We start from the raw sequence: 22,027 nt of genomic DNA on the forward strand, positions 1-22,027 counted from the left end.
TTGTTTAAATCCGAAAGATACTTTTTCCACCCGCGTCTCCCTTTAATTAAAAGGATCATGCAGACTTCTTATCCGATGTAAACCCGGGCCTTTATGTCTAACACCAGATACCAAATCAATTATAAAATCGACATAAGCGGTGATTGGATCTCAGAACAAGGATTCAAAGATGCTTATAAGAGAATATGCAGATTGATTGCCGCTATGCCGCCGGAACTACATATGAATAAATTAGATTATAATATTCCTTTGTTTGATCCTAAGAGCAAGACCGTTGTAGATATATTGCTTAAAGTAAGAGACGAAACAGAACTCGGGATGCTTATCACGATCCTGGACAACTATTGCGACCTCTGTTTTATCCCCAGGGATATGAAACCTACAATCATAAATACTGCCTGACAATTTCTTCGAAGAAGATTTTTTCAAACGTTGTTAAAAGATTTTCCACACTTGCTGAAGCCGATAAAATTACGGTTAAGGGGTACAATAGTAAAAAATCCTTCGGTTGTTGTAATTTTTGTTAATCCTTACCCGCAGGTTCCCTGCTGTACATTTCCAAACAATGAGTTTAATAAAGCTCCCATTTTTTGTTCTTTTTATCCTGGCTGCTGTTAATTTACAGGCACAGGAAGACGATATAACTTTTTTAAAGAACAGGATGATTTCATGATCTATTGATAGGTGAGCACCAAAATCAAGTTCGTGCTCCCTCCCAATCCATCCACACCATTTATAAGATGTTGATATTTTGTTCAACACCATGTAAAAGCGTCCTCTGCGTTTTCGAGTGTTCCATTCCACAGAAATTGATGAACGTAAAAAGCGCACCTGTTCTTTCACGTTATTTCTCTTCTATTTCATCAAACCCACTTTTTTAAAAAGAATCCGGCCGTTATGGGTAAAACATTGCAACAGATAAATACCGGCTGCATATTGGGATGATGAGAGGCTTATCCTCACACTTGATTCCTTTAGAGCAGCAGGAAACTGGCCCATCCTTTGGCCATTTACATTTAACAAACGTATATCGGTAATGTAATCATCTTCCCCATTTACTAATGATACCCGTAATTCCTGATTCCCAATAGCCGGCACCACGCTTACACTTTCTTTAACCGGGCTTATTGCTGGTAATGTTTGTGATGCGTTATTAATTATGGCTTTCATGCTTGCCGAAGGAAAAATTGGATAGCCAGGATATTGAGGGGTAATGTAACCCGTTGAAGGATCTGTTTCATTTTCGTAGACATCATTGGCTTCGTAGAATGGTGTGATTTTTACCGAACGAACTTCCATGATTTGATCTTCGTAATCCATGATGGCTGTGTTACCACCATTCACCCATTCATCTTTGCTATACCAAACACCCAACCAGAATCGTGCTGCCCTAAAGCCAACACGACTGGTGTCGGTTACTTGTCTTGCAAAAACATCGTCCACGTACCATGTTATACTGGGGGCAATACCGGGCCCGCCGGTATGCCATTCAATGGTATATTTATGGAAGCCATTGGAGAGGATAACAGGATTTGTGTTATAGCGAAGCGTGATTTCATTGCCTTCGCCATTACACAAACCTCCCCAGGTATTAAGGTTCATATCATCTATATAAGCTTTATGACCCGTATATCCTGGATTGATGAAGGTATCAGTTGGTGCAGCGGGAAATTCAAAATCTATCTCCGTATTCTTAATACCGCCCGATTGATAATTTAGATCTTCTATATAATGAAAAGTCCAGAAGGCATTGATCATGCCAGGCGTTAGTTTGGCTACCACCTCGTACCTTCCAGAAGCGTAATAATTTTTGGTAGCAATACAAGCACCCACATGTATCTTACCATTACCTAAAAAATTGGTGGCACCATTTACAGGACCATCGTATAAATCACCATGGCCATGGAAACGTATGCCACCGGTATCAAGCAATTCAATATTTTCCGGTACTACGCCATTGTTGTTTTGTCCCCATGTTTTTTTTACTACCAGCCAATTATTAAAAGATAGGGGCTGGCCAGCTATTCCTGTAAAATGCTCTTCAAAAATACCAGGAGGGGCATGCGGATAAGATGAATTTACAAATGGATACATGGTGCCGTTATTCAACAATTCAAGGTTATCAACATACAGGGAATCCCTATTACCGCGGTAATAATAAAGTTGCATTTGTGACACCAATAATTGCAATGTATCAGGCACGGTAAATGTAAAAGAATATAAACGCCACTGGGTATCGGGCCGTATTAAAGTATCAATGAATACGCTCCAGCCGTTAATGTAATTAAGTCTTACCTGAAAGCTGGCTTCCGCGGTATGAAATGATTCTGGGTGTTCAGAACGCATATACGCACGCACAGTATAGGTGTTACCCAATGAAAGATTCGGTATCACTTCCGATAATAAAGCATCACCGTCCATGTTTTCGCGCGAAATCAATTTCATGCAAGTAGCTGAACCCTTACAGCCGTTACCGGAAAGCAGTACACGAGAAGCATCCGGTATTTGCATCCAGTCGCCAATGCCACCTTCAAAATCGGCATTGGCCACAAGGTTTGGATTTTGAAGAATGATATTATCTACATAAACGGTATCTTGAGGACCTTGATTTAATAGTACCTGGACCTTTGTTGCCTGCACATTACTTTGGTTAGGTACCGTGAAATTAAAGGAATATTGTTGCCATACATCCGTCGGATAAAAACTGGCAGGAATGACAACAGCGTTTCCGGCACTATCAATAATGATTAACCTTAAGGTTACCGGTAAGGTGTTGTTAACTGCGTGGTTTGATTTTAAATAAGCAGACATAGTGTATGTATTGCCTGTAGTAAGGTTCGATACCGTCTGACTAATAAGCGTATTTCCGCTTGCACTATCCGGGCTGATCATTCGCATGACATGGGCATTTGTATCGGAGGTTTCTCTAACAACTGATGCCTTAGATTGATCCGGGAAAAATGTCCATGCGTAATTGCCCCATTCAAAATCCATGTTTTCAACAACATTATTATCTGACCCCACAAACTGTATCTTCTTGCTGTAAGGTGTTTTGATACATGAATTTTGCGCTATAGCGGTATTGACTAAGGCAAAAAGAACGCATGCGCCTACTAGCAATCCTAATTTTCTCTTCATAACATGATAATTGACTTGTCTTAAGAAATTGTATTGAAGCAAGCAGGCATAGGATTGCGTTGCCAGCGGAAGTTGATAACCGGATATAATTGTTCTACTAAAATTATAGGATTATTATTAATTATGAGAATTTTCTCATTGAGAGTTGTTTGTAAATTATTTCATTAATGGTTATGGCTAAATCTTTTAAAGTAGGCTCCGTTTATGAAACAGCAGCAGTAGAGCAAAAAAGGGAAATCATAAGTTCGATGTTCCCGGAAAAATGGATCAGGTCCTGGCGGGTAAATGTGATCCCGTGAAATTTATTTTTTCTCGCAGCTAGAAAAAATAGAAAGGAGGTTACACACAGTATGAAGGACATTTGCCCGTGTCGGGAAGATAGGATGATCTACAATGATCCTCGGATGGGGGGAGTCCAAAAGAAATAAAGCTTGCTGCGCGGCTTTTATCTTTTGCCCCTTCTGTCCGAAAAAAAGTTTCTGACATTCGTGTCAAAAGAAAAAGCCCACGCTTTCGCGTGAGCTTTATTTCTTTTGTCGGGAAGACAGGATTCGAACCTGCGACCCCCTGGTCCCAAACCAGGTGCGCTACCGGCCTGCGCTACTTCCCGTATCCGGGCCGCAAATGTAAGTGAATAAACCGGATTGCAAAATTTTTTTTAGAAATCTGGCAAGGTTTTTTTCTAAAGTCCGCAATAACGGAGGTTCGGAAGCCACGAAAGTGCAAGGAACCATGCATAATATACGATACCCAAAAGCGGTTATCCTGCGCAACAATATACCCCTAATGGTGCCTTACCGGACCGCCACCGGTCCTATCCTACCTGCTCGGTCTGCCGCAACATCCGTAGTGCCTCCTGCTGGCTTAATATCATCCTCCTGATCTCCTCTTTTAATTGCCGGATGTCCTGCGTTAATACTTCATGTGCTTCTATAAGCACCTGTATCATCGCCGGGTTACCAGTGCCGGCAACAGCAGGACCGGGAGTATTCGCTTTTTCTTTCACCAGCAATACATCCAGGTCCACATTAAGCTTATCTGCGATCGAAGTCAGCAACAGGATGTCCATCGACTTTTTCTCACCCCGTTCTATTTTGCCGTAGGTACGTTCATCCATATAAAGGCGCTCTCCCATCTCTTTTTGTGTTATGCCTTTAGCGATGCGAAGCGACCTGATCTTTTCCCGTATGTAATTCGTGTTCATGGTGTGTCTATGGGCTTTTCTGAATACAGATGCAGGGTGTACAGACGTCCCGGCAGGAGCCGGAACAAGGATCAAATGATGAGGTAGACGGCTGATTACCGCCAGGTATTAGCAGCCAGCCTAAACGGATGACGAAAAACCAGAGATTTTCCTGCTATGACAACCGCCTGCAGATAGCAACCAGGCTGTGTTTCCACGATAGCATAACCCATCATTCTCCCGCTGTTACCTGTTACCGTAACTGTGCACAAAATTGCAATTTGCGCCCCGTCACTACAATACCGTGAACAGGGTATTTTACCGGGCTCGATTTAATACTACTTTTACGCCCGGCTACTTATCGTTTTTTATTATAAAACCAGTATGCTACTCCATGAAAATAACCGTACCGCTCCAGCAGCGGGTTCTATATATCATCTTGCTTTTACTCCTGGCCGGAATATCCTGCGATATACGGCCCGGGAAGACAAACCATGCGCAGCAAAGACTTATCGATTCCGCTATCCGGGTCTGCAGGCAATATCAAACCCTGCCACTGGACACTTTTAACCGGTACAGCAGCCTGGCCCTGGCCCTGGCAGCACAAAGCGACAACCGGTATCTACAAGCCGAGTCGGAACTCTGGAGAGCGCAATACCATATCAATGCCGGACAGTACGATTCCGCATTATCGTTTTCCGAAAAAATAACAGAACAGACCCTGGCCCATCATAACTCCGGTGATACCCTGTTTATCTACAATAGAGGCGCCGTAACAAAAGGCGTAGCGCTGTACTTCAAAGGAGCGGTGAAAGAGGCGATGGATTGGTATTATAAAATACTGCCCGGTATCGAAAACGACAAAGACCGGGATAACTATTACAGAACCTGTATTAATATCGGCTTGTGCAATGTAGCCCTGGACAGGTTCCGGGAGGCGATCAATAGCTATGAGAAAGTTTATAGGCATAAAAATGTCCCGCCTTACCTGCTGACTTTGAGCTATCATAATGCGGGCGATGCCTATGCCAACCTGGGCCTTACAGACTCCGCCCTGAAATATGAAAACCTGGCCTTAAACATCGCGCGGGACAGCAATTACGTGGTGGTGCTGAACAACGCATTGAATACGCTTGGCAAGATCTATTACGAGCAGGGAGCATACGAAAAAGCACTGGCCATCGTATTAGCATCTGTAGAAAAGAGAAAAGAGAACAGCAATGTATTTTACGAGGTAGTCGACCTGTGCCAACTGGCCCGTATTTACAGCGCCCTGCATAAAGACAGCCTCGCAATCGATGCCGCAGAAAAAGCCTCGAAAATAGCGCAGGACAATAGCCTTAGTTCCTTGTACTACTCGGTCGGATCATCTTTATATATATCCTATTACGGGGCCGGGAACTATAAACAGGCATCGGAAAAAGTGTATGGCCTGTTGGGTATTATGTACCGGTACAACGAACATGCTTCTGCAGAAGCCCTGGCCGAGCTGGAAGCCAGATACGAAGCACAGAAAAAAGAGGCGCAGATCCTGAATCAAAAGGCGAAAATCGAAAAACAGGAAATCATTATAGCCGGTGCAATCGGGGTATTCCTGTTAAGCGCCGCTGCTTTATTTATCCTGTTCAAGAACTACCGGTACCAGCAAAAGCAAAAACTGCAGGAAGTGACGATCAAAGAGCAGGACCAGGCCGCAAGATCGATCCTGCAGGCCGAAGAACGGGAACGCAAAAAGATAAGCCAGAACCTGCATGACAGCGTGGGTCAGTTGTTGAGCGGCCTGAAGCTTAACCTGCAGGCACTGGACGAACGTATTGAGACCCGGGAAGATGCCAACATTTTTCAAAACAGCATGAAACTACTGGAAGAGTCGATTAACGAAGTAAGGAATGTCTCCCACCAGATATTACCCAACAATATTATGAAGCTGGGATTGGTGCACTCGTTACAGTCGCTTATCCGGAAAATAAGCCAGGACAAGCTCCGGATCAGCTTCCAGGCAGAGGGTCCTATTGATGACATAGCACCTGATAAACAATTGATGATCTACCGGATGCTCCAGGAAAGTATCAATAACGTTATTAAACATGCACATGCCGAAAACATGGAGATTGCGCTACAGCTGAAGAATGAACGTTTAATGGCTTCGGTAAAAGATGACGGGGTCGGGTTCGATACCGGGAAGCTGAACCCGGATACCGGTATCGGTCTGGGGAATATCAGTACGAGGATCCGTTTCTTAAAAGGTAATATGCATATCCAAAGCAAGCCGGGGCGAGGTACTGTTATTCAGTTCGAACTGCCACTCCATCAACAGTCTTAGGCAAAGAGGCTTTTTAAACCGCAAGCCCGTACCATAAACCGATAAAATAATGCAACAAACCGCTACCATAAATATTGCCATCCTGGACGATCACCAGATTATCGTCGACGGGTTGAAACTCGTACTGCAAAACAAAGAGCATATCGAAGTGGTATACGACTGCACCGACGGTCATCACCTGGTCGAATACCTGGCCCGTACTCCCTCAGCTGTCAACCTGCTGATCATGGATTTAATGATGCCATCTATCGACGGATATGAAATGGCGCTTATCCTCCGGGAACAATTCCCCGAAGTAAAGATCATTGTTTTATCGATGAACACGGAAGTAGACCTCGCCTATAAACTGATCGAAGAAACGGACATAAAGGGATACCTACCCAAATCGGTAGATAAACATATTTTACTGGAAGCCATTTACAAAGTAAGCGCGGGTGATTTCTTCATACATGATGATATATTAAAAGAACTCGAAGGATATAAAGTAAATGTATTCGAACGGGAACAGTTAATACTTTCTCCCCGGGAATTGCAAGTCGTAAAACTGATCTGCGCGGGAATGAGTAACAAAGGCATAGCAGAGGCCCTGTTCCTGAGCGAACACACGGTAGCCACTCATCGCAAGAATATTTACAAGAAAACGGATTGCCATAAATCCGTTGCGCTTGCGGAACTGGCGGCAAGATTAAAACTCTGGTAAGAGCGAGATAGCAGTCTTTGATGCCTGATGTCTAAAACTATTTTTTGAAAAGCCTGATAGCATAGTCCAGCACTTCGTCTGTCCCGGCGCTGATCCCTTTTATGGTCGGCCTCACCACCCTGTCGATTTTTAATCCTGCTTTTTGCGTTTCGGATCTGTCGGGATAATAATACCCTATCCCGGAAATACCGGTTCGGATATTGCCGGGTAATACGATGGCACTATAGTCCCCGTCTGCACCCGCAGTCCGGGTACCTACAACGGTACATCCCGGCACGGTTTGTAATGCCATGGCCGTAAACTCTGCCTGGCTTTGTGTTGCCTCATTGACGAGCACAACGATCTTCCCTCGGTAATAGTCCTTGTTCCGGACACCATTGGCAAGAGGCCAAAAGCAGAACAAACCGGGTTGCTTAGGATACGGCCTTGCCATTTGTGCAAATACCGACTCCTCTTTTTTGAGCCATTTGCATAAATCGTGTACCAGGTAGTAAGCGGGGTAACATCTTAGATCAATGATCAATCCCCGCATGGTAGCATAAGTGGTTCTTAAAATATCGATATCATAATTCTTTAAACTTCCTGCATAGACATATACAAGGCTGTCCTGCAGCAGCCGGATCGCTTCCTCCGGCGCTTTACCGGGAGGAGCTTGCTTACCGGCAGCCGCAAAAACAGTTTTTAAATAACCTGAGCGATCGCGGATCGTCAGTGCTATAGCATCTTTCGAGGTTCTGAACGGTGATTCGTTGCCTGCAAGTAAATAATACCGGAGTGCACTACGATTCGAGGCCGATCTGAGCGCAGCGTATCGATTGATAAGGGTGTCGGTTGCAACACCAGCTATGGCCGTAATGATATCGCCCCTGTTGATGCTGGCTTCCCCTTCAGCGGGGTAAGGCGCAGATACCACTAGGGTATCGTCTACAAATTGCGTTTCCAGGGCGACGACCTTGGTACCCGGGTTGGCAAGCAGCGGTATACTTCTATCGACCTGGGCATGTCCGTCTTCAATTTTTGCCACCAGCTTTAAACAGGCGGTAGTATAGTCATTGGCATTGCGGGCATTAAGAAACTCGGGCAGGGATGCCATTAGATTTTTATTCCAGTCTTCCGTCATCAGGTAACGGTATGGAAAATAATACAGGATAAAGTTCCAGTACCGGAACAGGGCCAGCAGGCGGGTGCCGGCATCAGGAAAATCATGCTTACTATAGAAAGGGTTTTCATGATTCATGATAGCATTGCCATCTATGTCCACGTAATACTGGTTGCCTGTCCGGTCACAATCCTTAAGGACTGTTAACTTCCGGCGAAGCGAGGGACTTAAAAAACCGGTATCGAAAAGATAACCATAGTCCGGGTACATTTTGATATCTTTTTTCTTCAGGGTTCGTTCTGTCATTTTGGGAAACCCGCCTCCCAGGCGGTCCACCCAGGCTTCCAGGTATTGGTTCACTTCCTCATCCGTGCCTTGCACCTGCATCCCGGGAAGTATGCGAAAAAGTTCGGCATCCCAATTCAACTTACCCGTAACGACAGACGGATGATGATATTTCAAAAAGCCCCACAACATTCCCAGTTTGGTATAAGAACGGAGCGTAAAGGCATTGACCGGCAAAACTTCAATACCGGAACCATAGGTAAATGCCGTGTCCCGCTCCGCAGGTAGCTGCTCCCGGTGCCGGGCCATATCTATCGGAACACCGTCGATGTTACATTTAATATCATCAACCCATAAGCTACCGGGACCATTCAGCGTCAGGATTACTTTAAAGGATTTTATACGGGCCGTATCGACAGGTAGTATACAATGGTATGCTTTCCAATCTGCGGACATCCTTATATCTTCAGTTTGATGTGCCAGGATTTCACCGCTGTTTCCTATAGCTACAAACACCGCAGTGGCCGAACTTTTTTCCGGGAAGGCAGCCTTCGCATAAAGCGACCATGCCGCCTCATTGCCGGCAAAATCACCAGGCAGCAGGCTAAAGGCACATACATAATCGTTATCCGGGTCGTTTGTTTTTCCCGCCCTGAGCAACAAAGCTTGTTTTCCTTCTTTGCGCACCGCTGTATCCAGCACCACCGCAGCATCATCGCTGTTGGAAATAAGCGTACGCCATTGTGGAGGACAGCCTGTACCAGACTGTTCAAAATCAAGGTTAAAATGATCGGTCTGTGCGCAAAGCGGGCGGGCGAAGAAAACCCAGGCCGTAGCCAAAACGCACGACAGGATACTCCTGCAGGAATTCATACTCATTTCATATAGGATAATGGCAGGATCTGCTCTTTTGAAAACAATAAAAGCGGGAAACCCGGTCTTTCATTTACAGACAAAACATAAAGCGCTGCCAGGGCATTGGATGGCTGAATATACAGCTTAGGCCGGTCCTGGCCAAACACAAGGCCATCTGTACCCTACCATAAATTTATTTCTGTAACTGTAACCACATCGCCGGCTTACCTAACTTTGCCGGGAATAACCGGTCCGTCGTGAAACCCTATAGACGGATTAAATTCGTTTACACAGAAAAAGATATACCATGAAATGGTTTAACGAAGTCCGATTAGAAACAGAACATACCCGGCTTGTTCCCATCAGCCGGGACTACAAAGACGACCTGTTAAAGGCCGCTGCCGACGGTAACCTTTGGGAGCTCTGGTATACCTCCGTACCATCGGCCGGTGATATCGATGCCTATATCGAAAAAGCCCTGTCCGATTTCCAACAAGACAAAGGCCTGGGCTTCGTTGTGCTGGATAAAAAGGATGGAAAGGTGATCGGTACCACCCGGTATACCAATGCCACACCGGAACACAGGCGCCTGGAGATCGGTTATACCTGGTATGCGCAAAGCTACCAGAAAACCCATGTCAACTCGGAATGCAAACTGTTGTTGCTGACCCATGCCTTTGAAACCTTGCAGGCTATTGCAGTAGAGTTCAGGACCCATTGGTATAACTTTCCGTCCAGGAATGCCATAGCCAGGCTGGGCGCCAAACAGGACGGGGTATTACGCAACCACCAGGTAGGCCCCGACGGTATACTCCGGGATACCGTTGTGTTTTCGATTATCGAAAGTGAATGGGCCAGTTGTAAACGGTCACTGCATTATAAAATAGCCGCACTGCACCAAAAGGAAACCGGGGCGTAGCACTAGCTTATACCCCTACCCGCCCGGCAATTGCCAGGTTAAGATGCAACAGCCGCTTCCAGGAAGCGGCTGTTGTTGTATCCCGGCCAGCCACTTGTGCTGCCGGCCGGCCTTAAACCCGGGCCGCGTAATTATTTGCACCGAATTAAAGAAAACTTAACCTAGCACTGATCCGCTGAAACGCAGTCCCAGTAGCCAATTCAGCTCCCATTGACCGCTACCGGCCGGTTGCCGCGGTAACCGCTTCCTTTTTCAGGTATAAATACGCTTGTATATACCTTTCCCAGATATTACTTTTGATGCGGGATACAGGAAGCTCCTACCCTGCACGATCACGCCGGGTACGACTTCTTATCCTTACCAACCAACCACAAAACCAACAACTATGGATGCCCGTTTAATCTACTGCATGGTATTTGCACTGCTGCTTTTCCTGGCGATCCTGTTGCAGAAAAAGTTTTCCATCATCTGCGACACCAGTGCCAATACCCCCAAAACCTATAGCTACTCCCGCCTACAGCTGCTTTGGTGGACCTTTATCGTATTTGCATCGTTTATTACCATTCTCCTGGCTTCGGGACAGGTGCCGGTATTCGATCCTTCCACAATCATCCTGCTGGGTATCGGGGCGGCGACCTCGGCCAGTGCACGCCTGATCGACATCAGCGATCAGCAGCAATATGATGCCGAGCAGGCCAGAGTACAGGCGGCAAAAGCAGCGGGTGCCACCGAGGTGCCCGAGCCCAAAACCTTAAACAAAGATTTTGCCTCGCAAGGATTCTGGCTGGATATCCTGTCGGACCGCAACGGCGTAAGCATCCATCGCCTGCAGGCGGTACTGTTCAACCTCGTATTCGGTATCTGGTTTATCTACCAATCCGTACTGCACCTCAAAGGCGTTACGACACAAACACCGGCAACAACGCTCAACAGTATTATCCCCGTGATTAAAGAGTACAACCTGGTACTGCTGGGCTTAAGCGCCGGTACCTATGCCGTCATCAAAACCACGGAAAACAAATAACCGCGCACAATCACCAAACCATGAGTAATATCTACTATCTCCGCAACAACCAGGATCCCGTATCCTTTGAAGTACAGATCGGTACCATCGGCAACCCGGCGACCAATGTAACGCTCCGCAGGTCAGGCAGCAGTGTTAAAAAGGTAAGCGTAACACTGGACGCAACAACAGCACCGGCATCACCTCCCGGCGACACAAACACCCCGGTACCCCTTGACCCCGACCTGGCTACCTTTAATATCCCGCCTACGCGGCTGGGCATTTCGGCCGAACTGGTAGGCGCTACGATGGTGGTCACCCTGGCGATATTGTTTACGGCACAGGATGACCTCAAGCAGGCACTGGCCAGCCTCACCATGACCGTTTACCTCAGCGGCGGGCTCGACGGCACGCAATCCTATACCCTGCAGGATTCGGATAAGACCCTGTATGCAGGCCAATTACTGATCGTAGCCAGCCAGGCGATCAAACTTCAAACCAACTAATGCACCACCATGAAAAAACTGCTCTGCTGCCTGTTATTCCTTCCCCTGCTCCCGGCCTATGGCCAGGAGACCGATACCATACCCTTCCTGGACCTTACCCCGCCGGCATCGCCGGCATTTAACCTGCTGGACGTATCGCCCACTACGGTGGAACGGCCGGCCACGGTACGGGCCTTCGCCCTCAGTGTCGCCAATGCTATTGGTAACGGGGCCAACGGTTTCCCCAAGAACTTTGCCCTGCAGGTTGCTCCCTATTGGCTGTTTGCGCATCCCAATATGAATATCTATAAGTACAACGGCCTGGTGATGGATAAAAATGCAGCATCGGCCGACCGCTTACAGTTTAAACAGAATATCTTCTATGGACTGAGAAATACAAGTCTCTCCGTGGCTTCGGTCAACAAGGACAGTGCGCAGAGCAATACCGCCGCCGTGAATTTTATGGCCGTAAGCGTGAAAGCGAATGTGATCAATATCAGGAGGAGAAGAGTAATGGAAGCTATGGCCAATTCGATACAGGGTATCAACCGGTCGCTGGCCGGTAATCTTACCGTCGTTGTGCCCGGCTGTCTCGACCAGTTTGAACCGACTTCGCAGGCCTACCGGGATTGTATCGCCGCTTCGGTATTAAGTGTCGACAGCGTAACCATAAACAGCCGCAGGGCCACCTACGACTCGCTCCTGGCGGTAAGACCGCTGTTTTCCGTCGATATAGCACTGGCGACCTCGATGGGTTTTGCCAACAATAATTTCAACGACAACCACCTGTACCGCACCGGGGGCTGGATCACGGCCTGCTTTTCCAAACCGCTGGATAAAAATTCGGAGCAGTCGCTCTCTGCCCTGTATAAGGCCAAACATTACCTGAACCTGTACGGGCTCTTCCGCGTGCTTTCCGAAGAAAATACAACCGACTTCAAAAGCTTTACCACCCAAACGAATATCGACTTCGGCGGCCGGCTGGAGTTTGAGCTCAACAGTGTGGCGATATCATTCGAAACGGTATACCGGGCTGTAGCCAACGACAAAAGCAGCAGTACCGTACGTAACGTGGCCATTGTACAATACAAATTAAGCGATAACCTGTTCCTGACGGGCACTTTCGGTAAGAACTTCGGCGACCAGAATAACCTGGTATCCTTCCTGGGCCTGAACTGGGGCTTTGGTAAGACCGCCCTGTTCAAACAGGTATCTTATAAATAACCGGTAATACACCAAGCAAAGGCCCGTGCTTGTGCACGGGCCTATGTTATTATTGCCAGTCTTCCAACCGGATCACGTCGGCCTGCCGCGGAAAGACCTTTTGCATCAATATCTCGTGCACTTCTGCTTCTCGGTCGGCACAACAATCGGCAAGCACAGTAAGCCGGTAATCCTTATCTGCAGCCTCGCGCAGCGTAGACAGCACCACACCGCTGGTAGCGATACCCGTAAGTATGAGGTTCCTGATGTCCTGCGCGCGCAGCAATACTTCCAGGTCGCTGCCGGTAAAAGCGCTGATCCGCCGTTTGGTAACTACCGGTTCGCCTTCCTGTGGCGCCACCCCGGGATGGATCTGCACCCATTGTTCCGCAAAGGCGGGCGTCCATCTTTCTGCACCGCTAAAGGCCGAAAATACCTTGTTATCGCTACTGATCTCCGGGGCGCCGGGGCGAAAACCGACCACCACGTAAACGAATAAATACCGGGAGCCGCATTACTGCGGCATGCTGGCTTGTTCCTGCTTAGTTTGTGTTGTTAGTGCCTCCTGTCTGAGCCTTTGTTTGCGGAACAGGCGGGAAAATACCAGGGTGATCGCGATGCCCGCAAAACCCTGGAACAACAGGGTTAAGGGCGCGCCGATATGTTGAGATACGGCGCCGATAACCAGGGCGCCCAGCGGCAGCATACCGAATATAGCCGTGAGCAGGATACTGATGGCACGTCCCCGCATTTCGGGTGCAGACTCGTATTGTATTATAATATTGCAAATCGTAAACTGGGCCACACTGCCAAAACCCGTAACTGCGGCAAAGAGCATGGCCAGCGGGAAATAGCCGGTCAGCGCAAAGCCAACCAGCCCGGCGCTCAGGATAAATGTATTGACCAGTAAAGCCCTGCGCAGCGAGGCGGCCTTTTTCCAGGAAGCCAGCATGATCGTTCCCGCTACGGCGCCCGCGCCGATAAAGGCCGAGATATAACCATAGGTTGCCGCATCGCCCCGGAAAATAACTTTGGCAAAAACAGGCACCAGGGTATCGTAAGGCAATACCAGCAGCCCCGTAAGGCTCAACATAACGATAACCAGGCCAAGCGAAGCTTCGCGCCGGAGATAAACAAAACCCTCGGCCAGTTCGGTAAACACATTTTTACGAACCTGCCTGGGGGGCTGTTTAGCAACACGCATCAATGCGATCGATACCATGACCGCCCCGAAACTGGCGGCATTGATGATAAAACAAACCGCGGCGCCGGCTGTTTGCAGGATGATACCCGACAAGGCCGGCCCCAGCAGCTTGGCCAGGCTGGCGGTAGCCGCGCTGAGCGACAGTGCACTGGGCAGATCGGCAGGATCGGTAACTACCTCGTTGATCATCGATTGGCGTGCCGGCACATCGTAGGCATTAATAATGCCCAGGATAACACTCAGCAATAAGATCAGCCAGACCGCATCGAGCCCCGTTATCACGAACACGGCCAGCAGCACCGCCTGGATCATCGAAGTGATCTGGGTAATGTTGACGATCTTATAGCGGTCGTAGCGGTCGGCGGCGATACCGCCGAATACCGAAAAGAGGAAAGAAGGAAACTGTTCGGCAAACAGCGTAAGCCCGAGCATGAAAGCGGAATGCGTTTGTGTATAAATCACCCAAACCACCGCGGTACGCTGCATCCAGGTACCGAATTGCGATACCGACCTGCCTATAAAGTAGAAGGTATAGTTATTACTCCGGAAAGCCCTGAAGGTACTGATGTCGGTGATACGCATAAAATAAAAAGAAAACAATTTTTACGATTTGACATTTTTAGTAAAAATGTCAAATCAGGAACAAAAAAAACGGGGCGCTAGCCCGCCTGCTCCAACCAGCACATAGCCATACCGGTAAGTGTATCTACAGCGGGTTGCAACCTGGTAAAGCTATCCTCCTGCAGCAACTCGCGGCGGATACCGCGGATACCGCTGAGCAGGATAAAGATCAGCATCTCCTGTTCTTTGGGTTTAAGGCTGCGGATAGCGCCGGCCGATACGGCAGCAACCAGGGCGGCTTTCAACAAAGCGCCTTCGGCACGCATCAGTCGTTTATGTATACTGCTGATGATCTGCGCATGACGCGAGATCTCGTCGGCGTTCATACCCGCTTCGATCGCGGTGAAGAAAGGTCTCCGGTCTTCGGATGTCTTTACCTTGGTCAGGCAGAAGGCACGTAGTTTTTCCTTCAGCGTACGGGCTTTATCCATCGCAGCTTTGATCTCAGCCGTGACTTCTTCGATCAGCATAGCCATCACCGCTTCGAAAATATCGTCGCGGTTCTTAAAATAGTAGTAGAGGGTGCTCCTGCTTTTGCCGATCGCCCGGGATACATCATCCATAGTCACCTTCTTCAGGCCGTGCTTCTGGTACAATTGAAGCGCAGCCCGGAGGATCTGGTCGCGGAGTATATCTTCTTGCTCGATCGTGGACATACCGGAAATGATTAAGGCAACAAAGATACAGACATTTTCAATAATTTGACAAAAAACTAAATTTTGTCAGTATGTTAATATTGAATGCATGCCAGTGCCTGCCCGGATCAGTAAAACCCTTGCCTGAAGGCCAGCGGCGACTGTTGGGTTTTACTTTTAAACAGCTTGCTGAAGGATGCTGCATGCCCGAAACCCAGTTCATAGGCGATTTCGTTTATGGACAGACCGGTAGTCGATAGCTTTTCCTTCGCCTTTTCAATGAGCTTGTCGTGTATATGCTGCTGGGTACTGCGTCCGGTCAACGTTTTCAACAGGCTGCCGAGGTAGCTGGCAGAGAGATGCAGGTTTTGCGCCACGTACTGAACATCCGGCAAGCCTTCGCTGGCCAGGTCATCGCGGTCGAAGTAAGCAGTAAGCAAGGCTTCGAGGCGATCGAGCACTTCGTGGTTAGCAACCTGCCGGGTAAGGAACTGTCGTTGATAAAACCGTTCGGCATAATGCAACAGGGTTTCGATATGGGCAATAATGATCTGTTGGCTGAACTTATCGAGGTTACCGCTGTACTCCTGCTGTATATGTCCTACCAGCTGGTCAAGGGTTGCTTCTTCCTTTTCGGAGAGGAACAGGGCTTCGTTGACCGCATAGTCAAAATACGCGTATTTCTTTATATTTTTTGCCAGCGCCGTATTGCGGAAGAAATCCGGGTGGATCAGCAGGATCCACCCGGTATGCTCCGGCCTTGCCTCTTTTCCGTGTTCGATGCGGAATACCTGGCCCGGCGCCATAAAGAATAAAATACCGTTGTCGAAGTCATAGTCCTGCTGTCCGTACCGTATCTTGGCGCTGGTCGTCCGCTTCATAGAAATGGAATAGAAGTGCATTACCCAGCTATCATAAGCATTCCGGGCCTCCGGTTGTATCAACCGGTAATCCACCACGCTGATCAGGGGATGTCCGGGCCCGGGAATACCGCGCAACCGGTGAAAGTCACGGATTGTTCTGATCGGTACAGGCGGCTGTTGTTTCATAGCTAAAATTACTTATTTACTGCGAAATGCACGGGCGAATACCGGCGCATAGGCATCCAGGCTTATACTACCGGTAACAGCGACCTGTTGATCGTAATCTTCCCGGAGCTTGCCGGTATGTAAAGCCAGGCCCAGCTCCACGAGGTTTTCGGCTGCGTTCTGCGGCATACCATGAGCGATCAGCCCGGCCAGGACCTGCTCCGGGGTCAGCGTTTGCCATTCCAGTTCCGGCATACCGATCGCCTGCCCCAGCACCGCAGCTACTTCGTTGCAGGTACGGTCGTCGCTGGCTACATAACGTACCCGCTCCGTGCGCTCCGGAGTTTGCATTGCTTCCGCTATGGCCGAAGCAATGTCTTCGGGGTCCACCATCGTAAGCCGGTCGCTACCGCCATAAACGGCGCCGATAAAACCTGCGGTCCGGATCATGGGAATAAAGTGCAACAGGTTATAATAAAAAAATGTAGGGCGGATATGCGTCAGTTCGATACCTGGAATAGCATTCAGCTCCTGCTCTACCGCATAGGACCCGGATATAAAACCGGTACCGGAAGGCAGGTGGGCGCCATAACTGCTGAGATGAACCACCCGCTTTACGCCTGCCTGTTGTATGGCCTGTGCATAAATGCGGCCGAGACTTTGATAGTAAGCAACCTGGTCGGCCTGCCCGAAGTCGGGCGGTATCATACAATAAACAGCGTCCGCGCCGGCGAAAGCGGTAGTTACGAAATGGGAATCGGTTAGCGAACCAATGGCGGCAAGCGCCCCCAGCGCTTCAATCTCTTCCCGTTTTTCCTGCCGGCTGCTGATCACGGTTACCCTGTGTCCCTTTGCTGCCAATTGCTGCGTAAGCGGCCTGCCGATATGGCCCAATGAGCCGGTGAGTACAATTTTCATGTTGTTGTTTTTATAACGCAAAGGTCTGCATCCTGACAACCACGGATTTAGCCATACCGGCTTTTGTTATAGTCAAAACCTGGTAAAATACAAGGTCAAAAGACCTGCGCCTATACCCGCGGCAACTTATCTTTGCGATCCCGGCTGTTCCCGGCGCCGGGGCACGGCGCCGTTTTTAATGCTACCCAAAAACAAAAAACAATAATGAAAAAAGTAATCCTGGACCTGGCGATAACGCTCGATGGTTTTATTGAAGGCCCCAATGGGGAAGTAGATTGGTGTATTATGGATGATGATATGGACTTTACCGGTTTTCTCGACGGTATCGACACCATCTTCTACGGCAGGGTAAGTTATGATGCCTGGGGTAATTACCAACCCGGCACTGCCGTAACGCCTGCGGAAGAAGCCTTATGGAAAGCGGTGCACAGTAAAAAGAAATTTGTGTTTTCGGGCCAGGAGCGCCAGGACGAACGCGCTACTTTTATCCATAGTGATCTGCAGGGCCATGTGGCGGCGATCAAAAATGAAAGTGGCGGCGATATATGGCTCTATGGCGGCGCCAGCCTGGTCAAGAGTTTTATACAGGCAGGACTGGTAGACCAGTACCGGCTATCGGTGCACCCGGTGGCACTGGGCGCCGGCAAACCGTTGTTTGAGGATAGCAAAGAACGATTGTCCTTAAAACTGGTCAGTACCCGTACTTTCCGTTCGGGTGTGGTACAGTTGATCTATGAACCGGCCTGACCCTAAAACTATGCACCTGCTTCCTGCCGTATACCGGCAGGAAGCAGGTTTGCCTTTCTTACCCCGAACCTGCTATTACCGGGGCTCAGCCCCCGGTACCCCACCCCTTTACTTAAAATATACCCGCCCAGAAAAGCCGGGTACCCAACGCATAAGCGAAGATCTCCGGTCTTTCCTGCTGACTAATCTTCATCAACCCACACCGGCGCCCTATGCCGGTATGAAAACAATTGTACTATGCGTTCCAGTTTCCTGTTATTATGCCTGGCAGGCCTGTGCCTGCGTGCCCAGGGCCAATCCCTGCTACCCGATCCCCAGTTTGGCAATGCCGGTGTGGTAGTTACCGCCGAGGCCGATAAAACGAGTGTAATTCATGATATCCTGCTCCAGCCCGATGGCAAAATCATTGCCGCAGGCATGGTTTATGATAACGATGGCGAAATGAATCATCATACCTACCTGGTACGCTACCTGGCCAACGGCGCTATCGACCCCGGCTTCGGGATTAACGGGAAAGTACGGACCGAAGTAGGATCGCTTGATATCGCCTATGCGCTGGCCCTGCAACCCGACGGCAAGATCGTTGTAGCCGGCAACGAAACCGTAATTACGGCTATAGATTCCACTTCCGCAACCATTACCAGCAAGCCTTTTATACTCCGTTATACCAGCAATGGCACCCTGGATGCGACATTCGGCTCCAGCGGCGTTCATCATTTAGGTATCCTGGTCAATTACCCCGAAAAATACCTGAGTGCGATCGCTACGCGGCCGGATGGTACCATTATAGCCGGCGGCGGCCTGCTTCACAACGGCCTGCGTGAGATGTTTGCGCTGTCGCTCAATGCCAATGGCAGTTACAACAATAGTTTCGGTAACAACAGTCTTGCCCGCGTGGTTATAGAACCCGGTAAGGATGCAACGTTGAATGCCATGGCCTTACAACCCGATGGCAAACTGGTCATCGCCGGCTGCTCCGGAGCTTCGAGTCTCACAGAACCGCCTAACACCAAGGCCGCACTTGCCCGTTTACTGGTCAATGGCACGCCCGACGCGGCATTCGGAACGGCAGGCAAGGTAGTGACCGCCATTTCGACCACAGCCATGCCTTATGATGTGATCAGCAGCCTGAGCATCCGGGATGGTAAAATTATTGCCGCGGGCGCTTCCGATAAGCACCTGGCCCTGATTCGTTATCAACAGAACGGTGCGCCCGATCCCGCTTTCGGCATCAATGGTATTGTAACCGATGCCAACCGGGAGCCCGCCACGAACCTGGTCATCGATCAAAACGGCAAACTAGTTACTTCCGGCATCAAAGCCTACCAGCAACCTTACACGACGGATATCGTACTGGCGCGTCACCTGGTGAACGGGGCGCCCGATCTTACTTTCGGCAATGCCGGAACCCTGAACATTAACCGCTCCGACCGGGACAATGCCAATAAGCTGATTGCCCAACCGGATCATAAGATCGTACTCGGCGGACATACCATAGATGCGGCTACCCAGAACGGCAGTTTTACTTTATTCCGCTTTATGCCCGAAGGCGGCAACACAGGCATCGGCGGTACGGGTAGCCCGGTCGAGCAGATCAGCATCTTCCCCAACCCGGCAAAAGACGCCGTAATGGTACAACTGGGACAGGCCAACGATCGTACACAGCTCAGGCTCATCAATATCCTCGGACAGGTTTGTTATGAAGCCTACAGCCGGCAAGCGCGCACCAGGATTCCCCTGCAGGGCCTGGCACAGGGCACCTACCTGTTACAAGCCACCATAGGCAGCGATTCCAAAACATTTAAACTGGATATTGTACGCTAACCCAACCCATCTTAGCCCCTATATCATACCTACCTATAAAAGCCGTGCTGTGCACGGCTTTTATAGGTTATAACAGGAGCATAACCGGTCTAAGGGCTAACAGCACCGCTTCGCGTCAGGCGGCATTAACAGGGGATTAAAAATCGGGCCTGAAGATGTGTTCCTATGTTATTTATCCAAGGGGAAATAAACAGAGCGCGCTTAAGGTATCCCTGATAGATAAATATACCACAATACCAGGCCTTGGCGGGCGAATGAGATCGTCGGGAATTTTGGATGTCCCTGCAGGGTCTCCTGCAAAGGGACCCTGCGGAAGGCAGGCAACAACAGCAGGGCCATCCACCGCTTCCTGTAACCGGTAGATGGCCCTGCTAAAAAAAGAGGACATAAAAGCGATCCGGGGCTTACCTTTATGGTTCATTAAGCGATCGACATGATCCCCGAAGAAAAGAAAAAATTGTATGATTTCGTACGCGGCCTGTACCCACTGCAGGACGAGGAGGTTGATGCCTTTTGCAGTTCCTGGCAGGCCATGACTGTAAAAAGAAAAACAGTACTTACCGTGGCCGGCACCACGGAAAAAAATATCTACTTTGTGCTCGAGGGCGTGCAACGCGCTTTCTTCCTCGATGATAACAATAAAGAAGCCACGATCGTATTTACCTACCCGCATTCGTTCAGTGGTGTAGCCGATAGCTTTCTTACGCAAACGCCATCGCCTTATTTTCTTGAAACGCTTACTGCCAGCAGGCTGCTCTACAGCAGCTATGACAAAATATTTGCAGCAGCGGAGCAACACATCGGTATACATAAGATGCTTTTGCATGCTACGGCACATGCGTTGAAAGGCGCGCTGCACCGGCATATCGAGCTGCAATGTTATACCAGCGAAGAAAAGTTCAGGACGCTGATGGCCAGGAGCCCGCACCTGCTGCACCTTGTACCGCACAAGTATATTGCCTCCTATCTCGGTATCGATGCCACGAACTTCAGCAAGCTTTTAAGTACCGTAAAGATCTGAGCCGGGAAATCTTGGTAAATACCAAGAACCGGCCGGGTGTCGATCCCGACCTTTGTCTTGTAAAAAAACAAAGCGAAATGAAAACCTTCAATGCCAATACACTGATCGATCGCCTGCAAGGTGATATACGCAATATGCTGCTTGCAGTCAGCCAACTGCAGCAACAGCCGGCGGCTGTACTCGAAACCCCGCCGGCACCGGGCGGCTGGAGCATAGCCCAGGTTATGGAGCATCTCAATATCTATTGCCGTTACTACATAACAACCATAGAGCAGGCGCTGCACCTGAATAATACCAGCCCCGAAACACGCTTTAAACCCGGCTGGCTGGGCAATTATTTTACCGGGCTGATGCAGCCGGTAGCCGGGCAAACCATCAAGAAAAAAATGAAGGCGCCCAAGTCTGCTATACCGGCGGCACAACCCGATGCACGCCAGATGCTGGAGGAATTTACTGCGCACCAACATCACCTGCTGCAATTACTACAGATCGCACGCTCCGCAAACATCGGCCGGATCAGGATCCCCACCTCGATCAGCAAATGGATAAGACTTAAGCTCGGCGATACGTTCCGTTTCCTGATTGCACACCAGGAGCGTCATTTCGTACAGATAGAACGCGTACTCAGGCAATCGAAGACAGCGGTGAATAGAGCTTAAGTTGGGCTATCCGTGTTATTTTTTTGATTAAAATACGAAACAAAAAACACCTGTATTATTTGCGCCTGCCGGGACAAAAAAAAAAATGAAATAATTTTAAGTGCAACGAACAAACACGGGAAACAAAGGTCTGAAAAGGGTTTCAGCCCTTTCTATTTTTTGAAATGATCTATAGAA

The 22,027-nt window shown here is 48.9% G+C and carries 19 protein-coding genes and 1 tRNA gene; 11 read left to right on the forward strand and 9 right to left on the reverse strand.

Going from position 1 to position 22,027, the window contains the following annotated elements:
• Window positions 1–222: 222 nt before the first annotated feature.
• The gene (locus B0I18_RS24960; RefSeq protein ID WP_146146768.1) at window positions 223–402 is read left to right on the forward strand and encodes a hypothetical protein; all 180 of its coding nucleotides are present in this window, start codon (window positions 223–225) and stop codon (window positions 400–402) included.
• Window positions 403–855: 453 nt separating this feature from the next.
• Here the strand turns inward: B0I18_RS24960 and B0I18_RS16035 are convergent, their stop codons facing one another.
• From B0I18_RS16035 to B0I18_RS16045, 3 genes are all read right to left on the reverse strand, one after another.
• Window positions 856–3,138 carry a carbohydrate binding domain-containing protein gene (locus B0I18_RS16035; RefSeq protein ID WP_106523746.1) on the reverse strand — a complete coding sequence of 761 codons (2,283 nt, stop codon included), beginning with the start codon at window positions 3,136–3,138 and terminating at the stop codon, window positions 856–858.
• A gap of 536 nt (window positions 3,139–3,674) precedes the next feature.
• Window positions 3,675–3,748 (reverse strand) — tRNA-Pro (locus tag B0I18_RS16040).
• 204 nt (window positions 3,749–3,952) lie between these two features.
• Complete coding sequence (locus B0I18_RS16045) at window positions 3,953–4,342, reverse strand: helix-turn-helix domain-containing protein (RefSeq protein WP_106523747.1); 390 nt, start codon at window positions 4,340–4,342, stop codon at window positions 3,953–3,955.
• A 373-nt stretch (window positions 4,343–4,715) separates the two neighbouring features.
• Between B0I18_RS16045 and B0I18_RS16050 the strand changes: the two genes are divergently transcribed.
• Both B0I18_RS16050 and B0I18_RS16055 read left to right on the forward strand, forming a co-directional pair.
• Window positions 4,716–6,644 (forward strand): ATP-binding protein, encoded by a 1,929-nt coding sequence (locus B0I18_RS16050; protein WP_106523748.1) that lies wholly within the window; start codon window positions 4,716–4,718, stop codon window positions 6,642–6,644.
• Between the two features lie 49 nt (window positions 6,645–6,693).
• Entirely contained in the window at window positions 6,694–7,344 is a 651-nt protein-coding gene (locus B0I18_RS16055) for a response regulator (protein WP_106523749.1), read from the forward strand.
• A gap of 37 nt (window positions 7,345–7,381) precedes the next feature.
• Here B0I18_RS16055 and B0I18_RS16060 read toward each other — a convergent pair whose 3' ends face one another.
• The gene (locus B0I18_RS16060; RefSeq protein ID WP_106523750.1) at window positions 7,382–9,607 is read right to left on the reverse strand and encodes a S41 family peptidase; all 2,226 of its coding nucleotides are present in this window, start codon (window positions 9,605–9,607) and stop codon (window positions 7,382–7,384) included.
• A 283-nt stretch (window positions 9,608–9,890) separates the two neighbouring features.
• Between B0I18_RS16060 and B0I18_RS16065 the strand changes: the two genes are divergently transcribed.
• The 4 genes from B0I18_RS16065 to B0I18_RS16080 all read left to right on the forward strand — a co-directional run bounded on the left by B0I18_RS16065 (window position 9,891) and on the right by B0I18_RS16080 (window position 13,214).
• Window positions 9,891–10,502 carry a GNAT family N-acetyltransferase gene (locus B0I18_RS16065; protein WP_106523751.1) on the forward strand — a complete coding sequence of 204 codons (612 nt, stop codon included), beginning with the start codon at window positions 9,891–9,893 and terminating at the stop codon, window positions 10,500–10,502.
• Between the two features lie 385 nt (window positions 10,503–10,887).
• The gene (locus B0I18_RS16070) at window positions 10,888–11,526 is read left to right on the forward strand and encodes a hypothetical protein (RefSeq protein ID WP_106523752.1); all 639 of its coding nucleotides are present in this window, start codon (window positions 10,888–10,890) and stop codon (window positions 11,524–11,526) included.
• Window positions 11,527–11,546: 20 nt separating this feature from the next.
• Window positions 11,547–12,011, forward strand: a complete 465-nt coding sequence (locus B0I18_RS16075) for a hypothetical protein (protein WP_106523753.1) — start codon at window positions 11,547–11,549, stop codon at window positions 12,009–12,011.
• A gap of 9 nt (window positions 12,012–12,020) precedes the next feature.
• Complete coding sequence (locus B0I18_RS16080) at window positions 12,021–13,214, forward strand: hypothetical protein (protein WP_106523754.1); 1,194 nt, start codon at window positions 12,021–12,023, stop codon at window positions 13,212–13,214.
• 49 nt (window positions 13,215–13,263) lie between these two features.
• On the opposite strand, the gene B0I18_RS16085 is transcribed toward B0I18_RS16080, so the two are convergent.
• From B0I18_RS16085 to B0I18_RS16105, 5 genes are all read right to left on the reverse strand, one after another.
• On the reverse strand, window positions 13,264–13,680 hold the full coding sequence (locus B0I18_RS16085; RefSeq protein WP_106523755.1) for a cysteine hydrolase family protein: 417 nt from the start codon (window positions 13,678–13,680) through the stop codon (window positions 13,264–13,266).
• Between the two features lie 27 nt (window positions 13,681–13,707).
• Complete coding sequence (locus tag B0I18_RS16090; RefSeq protein WP_106523869.1) at window positions 13,708–14,979, reverse strand: MFS transporter; 1,272 nt, start codon at window positions 14,977–14,979, stop codon at window positions 13,708–13,710.
• Between the two features lie 77 nt (window positions 14,980–15,056).
• Window positions 15,057–15,674, reverse strand: a complete 618-nt coding sequence (locus B0I18_RS16095) for a TetR/AcrR family transcriptional regulator (protein ID WP_106523756.1) — start codon at window positions 15,672–15,674, stop codon at window positions 15,057–15,059.
• Window positions 15,675–15,781: 107 nt separating this feature from the next.
• Complete coding sequence (locus tag B0I18_RS16100; RefSeq protein WP_106523757.1) at window positions 15,782–16,702, reverse strand: helix-turn-helix domain-containing protein; 921 nt, start codon at window positions 16,700–16,702, stop codon at window positions 15,782–15,784.
• A 12-nt stretch (window positions 16,703–16,714) separates the two neighbouring features.
• Window positions 16,715–17,599, reverse strand: coding sequence for an NmrA family NAD(P)-binding protein (locus B0I18_RS16105; protein WP_106523758.1), 885 nt, complete (start codon window positions 17,597–17,599; stop codon window positions 16,715–16,717).
• Between the two features lie 204 nt (window positions 17,600–17,803).
• Here B0I18_RS16105 and B0I18_RS16110 point away from each other — a divergent pair, with 204 nt between their 5' ends.
• The 4 genes from B0I18_RS16110 to B0I18_RS16125 all read left to right on the forward strand — a co-directional run bounded on the left by B0I18_RS16110 (window position 17,804) and on the right by B0I18_RS16125 (window position 21,850).
• Window positions 17,804–18,346, forward strand: coding sequence for a dihydrofolate reductase family protein (locus B0I18_RS16110; protein WP_106523759.1), 543 nt, complete (start codon window positions 17,804–17,806; stop codon window positions 18,344–18,346).
• 237 nt (window positions 18,347–18,583) lie between these two features.
• Window positions 18,584–20,170 (forward strand): T9SS type A sorting domain-containing protein, encoded by a 1,587-nt coding sequence (locus B0I18_RS16115; protein WP_106523760.1) that lies wholly within the window; start codon window positions 18,584–18,586, stop codon window positions 20,168–20,170.
• Window positions 20,171–20,603: 433 nt separating this feature from the next.
• Window positions 20,604–21,191 carry a Crp/Fnr family transcriptional regulator gene (locus B0I18_RS16120; protein WP_106523761.1) on the forward strand — a complete coding sequence of 196 codons (588 nt, stop codon included), beginning with the start codon at window positions 20,604–20,606 and terminating at the stop codon, window positions 21,189–21,191.
• Window positions 21,192–21,268: 77 nt separating this feature from the next.
• On the forward strand, window positions 21,269–21,850 hold the full coding sequence (locus B0I18_RS16125) for a DinB family protein (RefSeq protein ID WP_146146769.1): 582 nt from the start codon (window positions 21,269–21,271) through the stop codon (window positions 21,848–21,850).
• Window positions 21,851–22,027 lie beyond the last annotated feature (177 nt).

Origin of the sequence: Taibaiella chishuiensis (assembly GCF_003014535.1) — a bacterium.
GTDB classification, from domain to species: domain Bacteria; phylum Bacteroidota; class Bacteroidia; order Chitinophagales; family Chitinophagaceae; genus Taibaiella; species Taibaiella chishuiensis.